The organism is Bradyrhizobium sp. SZCCT0153, assembly GCF_018129995.1.
Lineage (GTDB): Bacteria > Pseudomonadota > Alphaproteobacteria > Rhizobiales > Xanthobacteraceae > Bradyrhizobium > Bradyrhizobium japonicum_G.
On sequence record NZ_JAFCKS010000010.1, the window covers coordinates 63,193 to 76,644 of the forward strand.

Consider the following 13,452-nt stretch of genomic DNA (forward strand, 5'->3'; position numbering starts at 1 on the left):
CCTTTCGGCCTAAAAGCGCCGATTGACCACGAACACCGCCGCCGCGCACATCGCCATGCCGGCAATCGCGAGCGCATCGAGCTTCTCGCCGAACAGAAGATAGGCCATCAGCGCCGTGACGGCTGGTACCAGGTAGAACAGGCTCGCAACCGAGGTCGCCGCGGCATGCCGGATCAGCCAGTACAATAGCCCGATCGATCCGATCGAGAGCGCGACGGCGAGCCAGGCGAGCGCGAGCACGAACTCCCGGGTCCAGTGCACTACGCGATCCTCGAACAGGAAGGCGCCGATCGCGAAGAAGATCGTGACGGACACGTACTGCACGAGATTGCCGGCGCGCCAGTCGATGTGGTTGCAGTAGCGGCGCTGATAGAGCGTGCCGAGCGTGATGCTGATCAGCGCGACAACCGAGGCAAGCCATCCGAGCCCGGCTTCGCCGGTCATGGGACGGCCGTGCAGGATCAGCATCACGCCGCCGAGGCCAAGCACGAGACCCGCCCATTGCACCGGCGTCACCTTCTCGCCGAGCCAGCGGTTGGCGATGGTCGAGGTCAGGATCGGCTGAAGGCCTGGAATCAGCGCGGAGAGCCCGGCCGGAATCGAGTGCGCGATCGCGATTGCGGTGCCGCCGAGATAGAAGCCATGGACGAGGATGCCGGCAACCGCGCTGTGCGCGATTCCGATCCGGTCCGGCCATTTCGGACGCGCGATCGCTGCGATGATCGCCATCAGACCGACCACGATCGCCATGCGGATGGCGAGATAGGTCAAGGGATCGGCGTTGTTGATGACGTATTTGGTGCCGATGAATCCGGTGCTCCAGAGCAGGACGAACAGGATCGGCGCGGCGCGGGCGGTCAGTGCTTCTTGATTATGGTTCATTACCGCCCTCATTGCCCCATGGGCGGTCTATGCGGCAATGCGAATTTCGGCGAATCTCGTCCGGATGATGCTGCGCTGCGACGCACGGGGACGGCTCAGCCGCTCACCATTCTTCCGGACAGGGGTCGATGATCTTCCAGAGATCGACACCGTTCTTGATCTTCTTCATGTCGGTGGTGAGCCCGCCATTGCGGCGGATCCAGTCCTTCACCGTGTCGGGGTAGTAGGACATCAGATCGGAGGTGCCTTCGGCGCTGGTGACCTTGATGCCGAAGGTGAAGGCCTTGTCGTAGTAGGCCTGGTGGAAGCCAAGGCTGGCGCGCGGCGTGACGCAGATCTTGTTCATCGGCACGATGCCGAGCACCAGTGTACAGGCCGAGTTGCAGATGCCGTCGATGATGACGCGCTCGCCCTTCTCGCGGACGTGCTTGTACTTGGCCTTGTACTCATCGACATAGCCGCCGTGGTCGCGGGTGATGTGCAGCACGGCGCGCGCCGGCGTGGCGGCAGCGAGGCAGAGCAACAGCAGGCTCAGAAGCGTGATGCGCATGGCGAGGTGACGACGAAAGCCTTCAGGAATGGGACCGGCCTCGAAGGACCCCCAAAGGGCCGGCGACAGGATTCTTAGCTGAATTCTCTTTGGTCATACTTGTGTGGGGAATTCGTTAAGCATCCCGAAAAGGCCAAAAATGGGCAGCCTGAACCGCTTGTCCGGCAATTCTGTCACACCCACCCGGGAATCTGCGGGACCGGCCTCGATTTCCGGGCGTCCGACGGGTGTTCTGGCCGGCCGAAATGGCTATAAACAGCTGACCTATTCGCGCGGGTTCCGGAGAATCGAGATGAGCAAGTTGACGCTTGTAGCCGCAGTTGCTGCCCTTTCGGCCGCAATCCTTGCCCCTGGCCTCGCGGAGGCGCGCGGACATCACCGGTACCACCGCTACTACGCGAACCCGCTGCCCTACCCGATCAGCTATCTGCACAATTACGGGCCCGGCATCACCCCGGGGACCTTTGCCTTTTACGACGGCCCATCGACCAACCATTGCTACCAGAGCGCGGCCGCCTATGTCGGCCAGGACCGCCGCCGGCACCCCTGCTACTGAGGAACGCTGGCGCATCCTCTGCGGGTGCCGCTATTTGGCGGCGCCCGACAGCAGCAATTGCTTCTCGATCTCGTGGACCGGCAGCTTGACGAGGTCCTTGCCGATCTCCCTCTGGAGCGCTTTGCGCACGACATCCGAATAATCGGCGCGAATCATCCCGAGCGCACGCGGCGAGGCCACCATGGTCAGGGCCGATGTCTCGCCCGAACTGACGGCGGCGTCGAGCCGGCCGGCCAGGCCCCGCAGGAAGGCGCGCTCGGCCTCATCGTGCCAATCCGTCTGCTCCACCGAGCTGCGCGCCCCGCCGGCCGCGCCATGCAGCCTGCCCGGCGCGTCGGTCCCTTGCGCGCTGGTCGAGGGATTGGGCTGCTCGTGCACCTCCCTGGTGTGGAGATTCGGAAACATCTCGTCGCCGAGGTTCTCCAATATGAGCGCCTTGCGTCCGTCGCACACGACCAGCCAGTCACCGTTGTCCAGTCTCATCTTGTCCATTGCCCAGCTCCAAGCAGTCTCGCGACCACTGCCCTTCGAATTCCTCGAAGGACTGGCCGCGACGACAAGCCTAGGAAGGAAGCCGCACCGATGAATTGCGCGGGATCAAGGATGCCGGTGAACCCAGGCACGGCGTTGGTCAGGGACCCGAACCTGGGATAGGCTGGCGGAGCCCAAAGGTCAGGCCTGCGGCGGACTGGCTGAAGATTTGTTCATCAGCATTACATTTCGGTTCCGCCACAATTTGATCAGAACAACTTCGATATCCTGTATTGCGTAAGCGGAGGAAGACATCATGAAGCTTAAGATTGGCCTCGTCGCCGCGTCCCTTTTCGGTGCCATCCTGGCATCACCGGCGGCGTTCGCCATGCCCATCGCGCCTGCTCCTGCGACCCCGCAGGTCTCGAACGTCGAGCAGGTTCGCATGGTCTGTGACGCCTGGGGACGCTGTTTCTGGCGCCCGAACTACTATGGATACTACGCGCCGCAGCCGTATTACGGCCCCAGGTATTATGCGCCGCGCTATTATGCCCCGCGTTACTATGGACCGCGTTACTATGGACCGCGCTATCGCCGCTGGTGATCTCTAAGGGGGCCTCCGGGCCCCTTCGTTTTTGCGCGATCGTGGATTGCGCGATCGCGGCCGGTCTGGAGCCATCCCAAAACTGATCCAGATCAAAGATAAAACCCGCCACGCCGTCATTCTGCGGTGATGGCCGATTTGATCGTTTTTCGATGCCCCCAGACGGGCATGAATGTGCAGACGCATCTCGAGAAGCAGCAGAGGCAGGAGGGACGGAACGTTGCTTCCTTCACCTGTCCCGCCTGCACGCGGCTGCATTTCATCGACCTCGCCACCGGCCAGCCGATGAGCCGGGACCGTTGACCACGACATCGATCCGAGGCCTTGATGGCATGATGTCCGCAATACTACGGCCCTGAATCCGGTTTACTGGGGGGCGATGTTTCGCCATTGATGGCGATGTACTGACGTTCATTTGATTGTCACATTGCAGAAGCCGGCTAGACGCATGTTGTTCAACGCCCTCGCCCCTTCCTCCGCGCTTCAACTGATCGGCTTTGCCGACGTCGATGCGTTTCGGCCGATCGAGTCGATGGAGGATGCGAGAAGCATTCCGCTCGACGTCCCGAACTTCGCGGCGGCCCGCGCCGTGGTCTCCCTGCCGGCATGCCGCATCATCATGATGCGCTCGTTCGCGCGCATCCTCGACACCGCCTATCGCATGCCCGGCGGGATGGTGATCCTGCCCATGACGGACGACCTTCGGGTCAATTCCAAGGGAATGGATCTCGACGCGCGCTTCTTCGTTGCGCTTCGCGGCAACGATGAAGGCCATTTCGTCGAGCCTCAGACCAATCATCATGCGATGATCGTCTTCTCGCCCAATCTGAGGGACCGGGGCTGGTTCGATCAGGCCGACGACCTGAGGGCCTGCGTCGCGAACAGGCCCGCCCTGCTCCATACACGGCAACTCCTGCTCGACATACTGCGAACCGCATCGGTGCAGCCGCTTTTGTTCGAAGCCACCGAGGTCGCCGCCCATCTGCAGGAAGGCCTGCTGCTCGCGCTCGACGATCTGTTCCAAATCGATCCGCTTTCGGACCGGAGCGCCTCGGTCCATGGCGAACGGTCGGCCAAGCTCGTGCAGCGGATCGACGATTACGTCGCAACTCATCCGACTGCTTCGATCTACACAGCCGATCTCGCCGACGAGTTTGGCGTCTCGATCCGGACGCTCGGCGGCGCAGTCAGCAAGGTGCGCGGCATGAGCCTGCACCAATACATTCGCCTGAAAAAATTGTGGGCGACCCGGGCTCGCCTCCTCAAAGGCGGCACCACCGTCGCCACATGCGCGCGCGCTCAGGGTTTCCATCATCTCGGCGAGTTTGCCGCAGCCTACCGCGCGACATTCCGCGAAACGCCCTCGGACACGCTGGCACGGGGCCGGCAAGCCAGTCCAGCGGCAGGCTGACTGCGCGGACCGTTGCGGCGGTTATGAGATACCAGCATCGCTTCGGAACATATCCGGAACTGGCGCGCTCGGAAGGATTCGAACCTCCGACCCTCGGAATCGAAATCCGATGCTCTATCCAGCTGAGCTACGAGCGCCCTGGCCCAGGCAGTGGGCCACAACCGAGATGCACCGGACCGCAGCTGGCGGACCAGCCGGCCGGATGACGTTCGGACGGGTTCGAATTAGCAGAGAGGCCGGCCAATAAAAAGCCCTTCCCGCCTCGATCGAGGCACCAAAGGCTCTCTCACCAGGTGGTGTCGAAAAGGCCAAAATGCGGCTGCTGTGCCACCAGCATCATCGGCCGTCCCGGCTGCGGCGCCGGATGGGTCCTGGCGACCTTGCGCTTGGACTGAACGGGTGCCTGAGGCAGCTGGGTCTGCGCCTGAACCTGCGGCTGAACCTGCGCCTTGGCTTCGGTCTTCTTGACCGCGGCGGTATCGGCTTTCCCAGCGGGTGTGAATTGGGCGAACGTTTCGCGGACCCGCGCCTTCGCCGACATCTCGGCCAAGGCCGGCGACACGCCGCTGTCCTGCGCCGTGGGCACGGGAGCTGCGACAGCGGCGACCTTCAATGCAGGCGCGGTTATCGTCGGCTGGCTGGTGTCGAGCACGACGCGGTCCGGCAGGTGCCGATCGGACCTGATCCGGATCAGCGGCTGTTCGTTGCTTGCGGTTGCGACAGCCTGCGTCACAGGCGAAGCCGGCAGAACATAGTTCGCCGCGAACAGCACTGCGAGCAAAGCTCCACCGACAAAGACGAAATACCGAAAGATGGGCATTGGCCGCACTCCGCCCCCCGCATCCCCGCGTGGGCACTTCGCCTCAACAGGCGATTACTCAATTGGTTCCCGGCCCAGCCATTCGGTTCAAATGGCAACGCCAAAGTTTTTGGCCAGGACTTTGGGAGGTTTGGGAAGAGTAACTTTTCCGCTACCGGAGAGTGCCGCCTTCACGCCCGGCGTGCCGCAACCAGCGAACACTTCGCCTGATCGGCATTCACGTTGACGAAGCCGACCGGAATGCGCGCAAAAGTCTTGCGGCTCTTCATGCTGACCGGGTCCGCAAGCACGCGGCTGCGGTCGGTGAGATGACTGCCGTCGCGCCGCGCAAAAGCGCAGACGATCTCGAGATCCTTTACGGCATAGTCATTGTCGTTTCGCAGCGTGAACGTCACCAGCGCTTTCGAACCAAGCCCGCCGCGGCGCCAGGTCTGCGATGAAATCCTGAGGCGACCGAGTTCTGCCATTGCCGGAGCCTGAGCTTCGGACACCGGCGACACCGCAGCTGCCGCATTGCCCGAAGGGGTCGGCTCGACAGCCGCCACGCCAGACGCCGCCGGCTCGGCACCATTGCCCCTGGACAGCGGCAGCAGCATCCAGACGCCGCAGCCGACGATGATGGCCGCCAGCAGCCACAGCAGGCTTCGGCCGAACGAGACGCTCGCGATCGTCACGGTCCGTGCCAGCCGCTCGCCGCTTTCGGCAAAACGTCCCAACCGGATCCGGTCAAACCTGACGTTCATGGGTATGTCACCGAGGATGGCCGTAGCGCCTTCAACGACGGACTGGGCCACTGCTTACCTCAATCCGGAAGACGAACTAAGGTTCCCGCGCAGTTGCGAATCGGCATGGGCGGTGGCGGTCTCCGGCCGGGGCCGCTAACATGCGCTGCAACATCGAAAGACCCGTCGGGAGAACATGAAATGCCAGTCGTCACTTGGGATCACGTCCATCTGCGCAGCCCCGATCCGGAGGCCACGGCGGCCTGGCTGCGGGACATCCTCGGTGGCGAGATCGTACACGCACCGGGACGGATCGATGTAAGTCTTGGCGGCGCGAAAATCTTCATCGCGCCGCTCGAGGGCGACAACGCGGTGAGCCCGCCGCCGCCGCACCCGCATCAGGGGCTCGACCATTTCGGTCTGACGGTGAAGGACATCGACGCCGTCGCGGCCGAGATCAAGGCAAAGGGCGTGACCTTCACGCGCGAACCGACCACGATCCGCCCCGGCGTGCGCATCTGCTTCATCCGCGGTCCCGAGGGCATCTCCATCGAGCTGCTCGAGCGCGACAAGAAGTATACCTGACACGGCGCGCCGCATCGGCTTCAGCCAGACCAGGCGAAGCCGCCTGGCCTGCCTAAGTCATGCTCCCGGGCATGAAGCATCGGATCGCGACGCCCATGTAGCCGTAGATCGGCCAGACCATGGTGCGCCCCACCCGGTTCGGCTCGGAGATCACGGCCTCCTCGGGGACGTCGACCCAGACGAGTTCCTGCAGCTGGCCTTCGCGCACGAAGCCGTAGCGCGGGACGCGGACCCGGTAATGCCCGTCCTTGCTGTCCCAGTCGGCGTCCGACAGCGCCGAGCCGTCGGCATCGGAACAGCAAGGCCCCTTGCCGCTTCGCAGGCCGTCGAACCAGGCCTTCAGGTCGGCATTGGTGTTGACGAACTGGCCGCGGTCGCGCGCGTGCCCGAATGGGGCAGCGAGTGCGATCAGAGCCAGAGCGCAAGCGAGGCTCGCCACGCTTCGCCAGCGTGCCGTGTCGCCGTTCCGTCGCTGCTGTGTTTCGCAAATCGTGGGACGCACACTGTACTGACGCGGCTCATCGCCGCCGGAATCGATCCAGTTGCTCACGTTTGTCTTGCTCCAGCACCCCGCGGCCAGTGCAACAATGGTTATGCATTTCGCGGGCCAACTTGATTCGCAACGGCTGGCCTCGCGTCATGATCAGACCGTCATGAGGTCGTCACACGCAAGTCGGGACAACTACGGCTCGCAGCGGCCGGCTGCCGCGGCGGCCGGCAAACTGCCGCGTTGCGCGAGGGGACGCGCTTTGGCATAAAAGCCCTACCGGTTACGCCATTGGGCGATGGCGGCCGGCCTCGGGACGTTATGAAGAACGGCCTCTATTCGATTCACGTGAGCCTGCTCGATGGTCGGGCCGGCAAGGGCAGCGGCGTGATTCTTTTTCGCGACGGCAAGATCCTTGGCGGCGATGCCTACCTTTATTATACGGGCAGCTACGTGGTGAAGGACGACCACACCTTCAAAGGTGAGGTGCTGGTGCAACGGCACACCTCGCCGCGGGGCGATGACAATCCTCTGTTCGGTGGCCCGGCCCCGGTCGGCATCGGCGTCAGCGGCACCTACACGGACACCCGCGCAGAGATGACGGGCACAGCGCTCGTCGGCAAGGCGAGCCTGATTTTCAGCGCCACCCTGCACAAGCTCGCAGAAGCCGACTAACCAGGCGCGAACTATTCCGCGGCCTGCTCGAGCGGCGCCACGCGCGGCAGGATGATCTGGATGCGCGTACCGCTGCCCGGTTCGGAATCGAGGTCGAGCCGTCCGCCGAGCCGGTTGGTGACGATGCTGTAGACGATGTGCAGCCCGAGACCGGTGCCGCCCTGGTCGCGCCGCGTCGTGAAGAACGGATCGAAGGCGCGGCGGCGAACGTCGAGCGACATGCCGCAACCATTGTCGGAGAAGATGATCTCGACATTGTCCTTGCCCGACTCGCGCACCTGGATGTCGATGCTCCCCGGTCGGCCGTCCGGGAAGGCGTGCGCCACCGAATTGAGAAACAGATTGGTCAGCACCTGGCCGTACGGCCCGGGATAGCTGTTCATGGTCAGATCCGGCTGGCACTCGACATTGAGCGTCAGATTGTGCTTGCGCAGGCCCGGCCGCAAGCTCATCACCACCTGCTCGGTGAGGTCGCCGAGATCGAAGCTGCGCTGGTCGGAATAGTTGCGGTCGGCGGCGACCTGCTTGAACGACTGGATCAACTCGGCGGCGCGATTGAGGTTGGAGACGAGCTGCGAGGACGCGTCGCGGCTGGTGTTGAGGAAGTCGTTGAGCGCGGAGCGCCGGAGCTCGCCGCGCTCGACCTCGGCGGTGAACATCGCGGCCTTGCGCTCCAGCGCGGAGGCGACCGTGAGGCTGATGCCGACGGGATTGTTGACCTCATGCGCGACGCCGGCCACGAGCCGCCCGAGCGCGGCGAGCTTCTCCGCCTCGATCAGCGAAGCCTGGGTCTCGCGCAGATTGCGTAGCGCGGTCTCGGCGGATTCCTTGGCTTTGCGCATCTCCTGTTCGCCGCGCTTGCGCTCGCCGATGTCGAGCGCCACGGTGACGATCCGCTCGATCTCACCCTCGGCATCGAGCAGCGGCAGCTTGTTGACCAGCCATTGCCGCATGTTGCCGGAGGAATCCTTGTACTCCTCCTCGTAGAAGCCGAGTCCCCTGCGCAGATCCAGCACGCGCTTGTCGTTCTCGTCGGTCTTGGCCGCGCCGTAGCGCGACATCAGGTCGGCGGTGGTGCGGCCGAGCGCGTCACCGGGCTCAATGCCGAAGATGCCGGCCATGTAGCGGTTCATCAGCACGTAGCGCAGATCGCGGTCCTTGACGTTGATTACCGCCGGCACGGTGTCGATGACCTGCTGGAGCAGGCGCCGGCCTTCGGCGATGGCGTCTTCCGCCCGCTTCTGGTCGGTGATGTCGCGCAGCGTGCCCTCGTAGCGGACGATGGTGCCCGCCTCGTCCCGGACGCCGGTGGCGCTGTCGGACAGCCACAGGATGTTGCCGCTGCGCTGGCGCACCTGGTACTCGAATTCGCGCACCATGCCGTCGCGCGCCATCAGCCGCTGATACTCGACGCGTGCCTCGGGGTGGACGTAGATGGTGTGGGCGATATCGTTGATGCTTTCGATCAGGTCCTGCGGGCTGTCGTAGCCCATCATCCGCGCCAGCGCAGGATTGGCGTTGAGGAGGTCGCCGGCCGGCGTCGTCACATAGATGCCGTCGACCGAACCCTCGAACAGTTTCCGGTAGCTCTCTTCGGCGAGGCGCTGTTCAGTCAGCGCGCGCACCGCCGCCTCGCGCGCGGTGTCCGCTTCCTCCAGCGCGCGGCGGAACACTTCGGCTGCGCGCGCGATATCGCCGATCTCGTTGTCGAGATCGGCCGACGGGATCGACGTGTCTTTCTCGCCAGCCGCGAGCGCGCGGATCGATCTTGCGATCTTCGCAAGCGGCCGGACGGTCCGCCGCACCACGAAGGCGGCCGCGACCATGCCGATCAGCACGCCGATGGTGCCGAGCACGATGCTCTGCCACCGTGCCTCCGTCAGGGTGCGGGCAAAGTCGCGCGACAGCACGTGGCCGCGCCGGGCCGAGACCTCGCGCAGCAATTCGGTGACGCGGCCGATCAACCGGCCTTCGGTTCCCAGCACCTCGCGGTCGATGTCGGCGATCTGACGTTCACGCACGGCGACCGCGATAATCGCCTCGGCGTAATCGTTGACGGCCGATCTCAGCCTGGTATCCGCGATGCCCATTGCCCGCATGCTCTGCGCCGCCTGCTCGGCCGCAGACGGGTTGCGCGCGAGCAGTCCGAGGGCGATCCGGCTCTGCGCCTCGGACAGGCGGGATGCCAGCTCGCGGTCCGCGGTGCCGGAGACGGCCACGTCGAACTGGTCACGAAGCGGCGGCAGACCGGCGAGCAGCTGGGCACGGCGGTCGATCAGGGTCGAGATCCGCTCCAGGCCGCTGCGATAGGTCGCAAGCCGCTCGGTGACCCCGTCGATCATGTCCTGCTGCTCGGGCGCGAGCTCGATGCGGGTCTTCTTGAGGATGTCGCTGAGCGTCGAGGCCGCCTCGCCCACCTGCTTGAACTGGACGCCCGCACCGGGATCGGTGACGAAGTCGCGCGCGGCAAGGCGCAGCTCGTTCATGCGGCGGTCGATGTCCTCGGCGAGATCGCCGACGCTCTGGAGCCTCTGCAGCTCGGCGAAGGTGGTGTCGATGTGCCGGATCGCGATCACGCTCGCGGCCGAGGTGACGATGATCACGGCCAGCACCAGAAGGAAGCTGCCGAAGGTGAGCTGGCCGATGGAGAGCGAGAATGTTCGCTTTTTCTCAGGGGTCGGCGTCAATTCGGCGGACATTGGTGATTTGAGGACCGGGCTGCTGGGCCTCCCAATATACGACGTATTGCGCCCCCGGGGGAACACGCCTCTGGCCGCCGAATATCCTTAATATCGGGAGCCTGCCGCCCCTTCGGATTATGACGCTTCGACGCTGGCCGGCCGCCGGGCCGGGATGGTCATGGCGGCGACGCCGAGAACGACGCAGGCGAGCCCGATCCAGGCGGTCCGGCTCAGGGTCTCGCCGAGGAAGGCGACGCTGATGGCAACCCCGATCGGCACGCGCAGGTAGGCCTGCGCGGTGGTGCCGACCGAGCCCAGGGTCTGGATCAGGCGGAAGTAGATCGCGAAGGCCGCGGCCGTCGAGAAGGTCGCCAGCGCGAGCAGCGCCAGTACGGAACTCAGCGAGGGCGACAGCGTCCAGGGCTGCTCGACGATCAGCGAGGCCGGGATCAGCGCCGCCGCGCCCGCCAGCAGCGAGCCCGCCGCGGGCGCCATGGGATCGAGGCCCTTGAAGCTGCGGCCGAAGATTGCGGCACAGGCGTAGCAGATCGTGGCAGCGACGATTGCCGCCTCGGCGAGCAGGCCGCTGCCGAGGTCATGAAAGGCATCGACGCCGACGATCAGCAGGATGCCGGCCATGCCGGCGACCACGCCGAACAGCTTTCGCGGCGTCGTCGTCTCGTGGCGGGTGACCACCGCCGTGAGCAGGAAGGTGAAGATCGGGCCGGCCGAATTGAGGATGGTGGCGAGCGCAGCATCGACATGATGTTCGCCCCAGGCGATCAGCGTCCAGGGGATGACGCTGTTGAGCACGGCCTGGAACGCGAAGCGCTGCCAGGTCGCACGGTCCGTCGGCATCCTGATGCCCCGCGCCCACATGACGACGAGCAGCAGGAGGCCCGCAATGGTGGTGCGCGCCGCAATCAGCGTGATCGGCGGAATGGTGGCGACGCCGAGCTTGATGAAGGTATAGGAGCCGCCCCAGAGCGTTGCGAGCACGACCAGCAGCGCGAGCTCGACGGCGATGTTGGTGTCCTGCCGATTGTCCATGTCGCGCTCCGTCCCGTTGTCACGAACGGAACCTAGCGCGCCTGCGGTCGTCAATACTTCGCTTTGTGTCGAAGTGTCCTAGCCGACCGCCCCGACCTCGAACACCTCGCCGTCATAGCCGGCTTCGCGGGGGATGCGGAGCTGGCGGCCGGTTTCGGTCTTGGTCATGACCGGCATCACCGTGACGATGGACATGCCGCGCGCATGCTCCAGCGCGGCGCCCACGCTGCCCTGCTTGGCGAGCCGGATCAAATTGCGCGTGGTCGGGAACGGCAGCTTGAAGCGGCCGCTTTCCCCGCCCTCCAGCGCCTCGCGCGGCGACACCCAGATCGAGTCCGTCGACTCCCTGCCATCATGGGCGCCGAGCTGATCGGGCGGCGCCGCGGCAAGAAAGAACCAGGTGTCGAAACGCTTCGGCATGCCCTCCGGCGTGATCCAGTGCGCGTAGGGTACGAGCGTGTCGAGCGCGAGCCGGAGGCCGTTGTCGGCGAGGATATCGAGGAAGCTGATCTTGTGCTCGTTGAGCGCGACGCGATGCGCATCGGCGATCTCGCCGGCGCGCCTGGCATCGATCGGCGCTCCCGAGTCCTTCGAGCGCGCCAGCAGGATGCCGCTCTCCTCGAAGGTCTCGCGGATCGCGGCGATCCGGAAGCCCCGGTCGGATTCGCTGAGGCCCTCGCCGCCCGAATAGAGGTCGGACCGGGCGACAATCTCCTGGTCGCCGGCATCGACGCTGCCGCCGGGAAACACCAAGGCGCCCGAGTTGAACTCGATCTGATGATGGCGAACCATCATGAAGACCTCGACTTCCTTCCCGCCGTCACGCAGCAGAAGGATCGTCGACGCCGGGCGTGATGCTGATGTCTCGGCCATCCACCTAACCTGCGGCGCTGGATTGCGGGCCAAGATTGGCCCGCTTGTCGAACCGGGCGACGCGGGACAGCAGATACTCGACCTCCGCCTTCGCCGCCGCCGTGATGGTCGCGCCCGGCTTGCGCTGCGCGCTCGAGGCGATGATGCCGCGCTTCTGGAGCACGTATTTGCGCACGGCGAGGCCCGCGCCCGGCTGCTGCTCGTAGCGGATCAGCGGCAGATGCGCGTCGAACAGGTCATGCGCGGCGTCGCGCTTGCCGGCCTTGGAGAGGTTCACGACATCGATCAGCAACTCGGGGAAAGCATAACCGGTCATGGCACCGTCGGCGCCGCGCTCCATCTCGAAATCGAGGAACGTGCCGCCGTTGCCGCAGAGGATCGAGAGCGGACGGAGCGAGCCGTCCTTCTGGAAGCCGCGCAGGGTCGTGATCTTCTCGAGGCCCGGCCAATCCTCGTGCTTGAGCATCACGCAATTCGGATTGTCCATGACGATCTTGCGGATCACGGCAGGGGTGAACACCACCTGCAAGGTCAGCGGATAATCCTGGAGCACCCAGGGCACGTCGGGCCCGATGGCCTCGGCCGCCTGCTTGAAATAGCCGACGATCTGGTCGTCGGTGCGCAAGCTCGGCGGCGGCGCGATCATCACGCCGGCCGCGCCCGCATCCATCGAGGCCTTCGCCAGCGAGCGCATGGTGGCAAAGCCCGGCGCGGAGACGCCGACGATCACCTGCATCTTCTTGGCGCGCTTGACGAAACGCACCGCGACCTGCTCGGCCTCTGCGGCGTCCAGCTTAGGCGCCTCGCCAAGGATGCCCAGCACCGTGACGCCATCACAGCCGACCTTCTCGTAGAAATCGGTCAGGCGGTCGATCGAGCGCTCGTCGATCCGGCCGTCATCGTGGAACGGCGTCGGCGCGATTGCGAAGGTGCCCTTGGCGTCGGCGGTCAGTTTCATCTAGTTCCTCATCTCTCTCTATTCGTCATTCCGGGATGGCCCGAAGGGACAGGCCCGGAATCCATAACCACACGCCGGGGTTATGGATTCCGGGCTCGCGACTTCGTCGCGCCCCGGAATGACAGTG

Annotated in this window: 16 protein-coding genes and 1 tRNA gene; 6 read left to right on the forward strand and 11 right to left on the reverse strand. The window is 64.9% G+C overall.

Annotated elements, in window-relative coordinates; genetic code table 11:
* Positions 1-9 precede the first annotated feature (9 nt).
* Together JQ572_RS30695 and JQ572_RS30700 are read right to left on the reverse strand one after the other, a co-directional pair.
* Entirely contained in the window at positions 10-882 is an 873-nt protein-coding gene (locus JQ572_RS30695; RefSeq protein WP_211386585.1) for a DMT family transporter, read from the reverse strand.
* Positions 883-985: 103 nt separating this feature from the next.
* Entirely contained in the window at positions 986-1,432 is a 447-nt protein-coding gene (locus JQ572_RS30700) for a hypothetical protein (RefSeq protein WP_211386587.1), read from the reverse strand.
* Positions 1,433-1,724: 292 nt separating this feature from the next.
* On the opposite strand from JQ572_RS30700, the gene JQ572_RS30705 reads away from it, so the two are divergent.
* On the forward strand, positions 1,725-1,988 hold the full coding sequence (locus JQ572_RS30705) for a hypothetical protein (RefSeq protein ID WP_211386589.1): 264 nt from the start codon (positions 1,725-1,727) through the stop codon (positions 1,986-1,988).
* Positions 1,989-2,018: 30 nt separating this feature from the next.
* On the opposite strand, the gene JQ572_RS30710 is transcribed toward JQ572_RS30705, so the two are convergent.
* Positions 2,019-2,480, reverse strand: coding sequence for a host attachment protein (locus JQ572_RS30710; RefSeq protein ID WP_211386591.1), 462 nt, complete (start codon positions 2,478-2,480; stop codon positions 2,019-2,021).
* 295 nt (positions 2,481-2,775) lie between these two features.
* On the opposite strand from JQ572_RS30710, the gene JQ572_RS30715 reads away from it, so the two are divergent.
* The 3 genes from JQ572_RS30715 (at position 2,776) to JQ572_RS30720 (ending at position 4,474) form a co-directional block, all read left to right on the forward strand.
* Entirely contained in the window at positions 2,776-3,063 is a 288-nt protein-coding gene (locus tag JQ572_RS30715) for a hypothetical protein (protein ID WP_211386593.1), read from the forward strand.
* Between the two features lie 168 nt (positions 3,064-3,231).
* The gene (locus JQ572_RS35360; RefSeq protein ID WP_256808406.1) at positions 3,232-3,366 is read left to right on the forward strand and encodes a hypothetical protein; all 135 of its coding nucleotides are present in this window, start codon (positions 3,232-3,234) and stop codon (positions 3,364-3,366) included.
* 145 nt (positions 3,367-3,511) lie between these two features.
* Entirely contained in the window at positions 3,512-4,474 is a 963-nt protein-coding gene (locus JQ572_RS30720) for an AraC family transcriptional regulator (RefSeq protein WP_211386599.1), read from the forward strand.
* Between the two features lie 60 nt (positions 4,475-4,534).
* Here JQ572_RS30720 and JQ572_RS30725 read toward each other — a convergent pair.
* The 3 genes from JQ572_RS30725 to JQ572_RS30735 all read right to left on the reverse strand — a co-directional run bounded on the left by JQ572_RS30725 (position 4,535) and on the right by JQ572_RS30735 (position 6,037).
* Positions 4,535-4,611: transfer RNA gene (locus JQ572_RS30725), tRNA-Arg, on the reverse strand.
* Between the two features lie 149 nt (positions 4,612-4,760).
* Positions 4,761-5,294 carry a hypothetical protein gene (locus tag JQ572_RS30730; protein WP_211386600.1) on the reverse strand — a complete coding sequence of 178 codons (534 nt, stop codon included), beginning with the start codon at positions 5,292-5,294 and terminating at the stop codon, positions 4,761-4,763.
* Positions 5,295-5,464: 170 nt separating this feature from the next.
* A complete protein-coding gene (locus JQ572_RS30735; protein ID WP_211386601.1) occupies positions 5,465-6,037 on the reverse strand; it encodes a hypothetical protein in 573 nt (190 codons plus the stop codon).
* A 180-nt stretch (positions 6,038-6,217) separates the two neighbouring features.
* Between JQ572_RS30735 and JQ572_RS30740 the strand changes: the two genes are divergently transcribed.
* Positions 6,218-6,601 (forward strand): VOC family protein, encoded by a 384-nt coding sequence (locus tag JQ572_RS30740; protein ID WP_211386602.1) that lies wholly within the window; start codon positions 6,218-6,220, stop codon positions 6,599-6,601.
* Between the two features lie 52 nt (positions 6,602-6,653).
* Here the strand turns inward: JQ572_RS30740 and JQ572_RS30745 are convergent, their stop codons facing one another.
* A complete protein-coding gene (locus JQ572_RS30745; RefSeq protein ID WP_211386603.1) occupies positions 6,654-7,151 on the reverse strand; it encodes a hypothetical protein in 498 nt (165 codons plus the stop codon).
* A gap of 258 nt (positions 7,152-7,409) precedes the next feature.
* Between JQ572_RS30745 and JQ572_RS30750 the strand changes: the two genes are divergently transcribed.
* Entirely contained in the window at positions 7,410-7,763 is a 354-nt protein-coding gene (locus JQ572_RS30750; RefSeq protein WP_211386604.1) for a GrlR family regulatory protein, read from the forward strand.
* A gap of 11 nt (positions 7,764-7,774) precedes the next feature.
* Here the strand turns inward: JQ572_RS30750 and JQ572_RS30755 are convergent, their stop codons facing one another.
* From JQ572_RS30755 to JQ572_RS30770, 4 genes are all read right to left on the reverse strand, one after another.
* Positions 7,775-10,462 carry a PAS domain S-box protein gene (locus JQ572_RS30755; protein ID WP_211386605.1) on the reverse strand — a complete coding sequence of 896 codons (2,688 nt, stop codon included), beginning with the start codon at positions 10,460-10,462 and terminating at the stop codon, positions 7,775-7,777.
* Between the two features lie 117 nt (positions 10,463-10,579).
* Positions 10,580-11,494, reverse strand: a complete 915-nt coding sequence (locus JQ572_RS30760; protein WP_211386606.1) for a DMT family transporter — start codon at positions 11,492-11,494, stop codon at positions 10,580-10,582.
* 78 nt (positions 11,495-11,572) lie between these two features.
* On the reverse strand, positions 11,573-12,367 hold the full coding sequence (locus JQ572_RS30765; protein ID WP_211386607.1) for an NUDIX hydrolase: 795 nt from the start codon (positions 12,365-12,367) through the stop codon (positions 11,573-11,575).
* A 4-nt stretch (positions 12,368-12,371) separates the two neighbouring features.
* On the reverse strand, positions 12,372-13,325 hold the full coding sequence (locus JQ572_RS30770; protein ID WP_211386608.1) for a dihydrodipicolinate synthase family protein: 954 nt from the start codon (positions 13,323-13,325) through the stop codon (positions 12,372-12,374).
* Positions 13,326-13,452 lie beyond the last annotated feature (127 nt).

Coding starts and splice junctions, on each gene's coding strand:
- JQ572_RS30695 (WP_211386585.1), bottom strand. CDS start 882: ATGAACCATAATCAAGAAGCACTGACCGCCCGCGCCGCGCCGATCCTG.
- JQ572_RS30700 (WP_211386587.1), bottom strand. CDS start 1,432: ATGCGCATCACGCTTCTGAGCCTGCTGTTGCTCTGCCTCGCTGCCGCC.
- JQ572_RS30705 (WP_211386589.1), top strand. CDS start 1,725: ATGAGCAAGTTGACGCTTGTAGCCGCAGTTGCTGCCCTTTCGGCCGCA.
- JQ572_RS30710 (WP_211386591.1), bottom strand. CDS start 2,480: ATGGACAAGATGAGACTGGACAACGGTGACTGGCTGGTCGTGTGCGAC.
- JQ572_RS30715 (WP_211386593.1), top strand. CDS start 2,776: ATGAAGCTTAAGATTGGCCTCGTCGCCGCGTCCCTTTTCGGTGCCATC.
- JQ572_RS35360 (WP_256808406.1), top strand. CDS start 3,232: ATGAATGTGCAGACGCATCTCGAGAAGCAGCAGAGGCAGGAGGGACGG.
- JQ572_RS30720 (WP_211386599.1), top strand. CDS start 3,512: ATGTTGTTCAACGCCCTCGCCCCTTCCTCCGCGCTTCAACTGATCGGC.
- JQ572_RS30730 (WP_211386600.1), bottom strand. CDS start 5,294: ATGCCCATCTTTCGGTATTTCGTCTTTGTCGGTGGAGCTTTGCTCGCA.
- JQ572_RS30735 (WP_211386601.1), bottom strand. CDS start 6,037: ATGAACGTCAGGTTTGACCGGATCCGGTTGGGACGTTTTGCCGAAAGC.
- JQ572_RS30740 (WP_211386602.1), top strand. CDS start 6,218: ATGCCAGTCGTCACTTGGGATCACGTCCATCTGCGCAGCCCCGATCCG.
- JQ572_RS30750 (WP_211386604.1), top strand. CDS start 7,410: ATGAAGAACGGCCTCTATTCGATTCACGTGAGCCTGCTCGATGGTCGG.
- JQ572_RS30755 (WP_211386605.1), bottom strand. CDS start 10,462: ATGTCCGCCGAATTGACGCCGACCCCTGAGAAAAAGCGAACATTCTCG.
- JQ572_RS30760 (WP_211386606.1), bottom strand. CDS start 11,494: ATGGACAATCGGCAGGACACCAACATCGCCGTCGAGCTCGCGCTGCTG.
- JQ572_RS30765 (WP_211386607.1), bottom strand. CDS start 12,367: ATGGCCGAGACATCAGCATCACGCCCGGCGTCGACGATCCTTCTGCTG.
- JQ572_RS30770 (WP_211386608.1), bottom strand. CDS start 13,325: ATGAAACTGACCGCCGACGCCAAGGGCACCTTCGCAATCGCGCCGACG.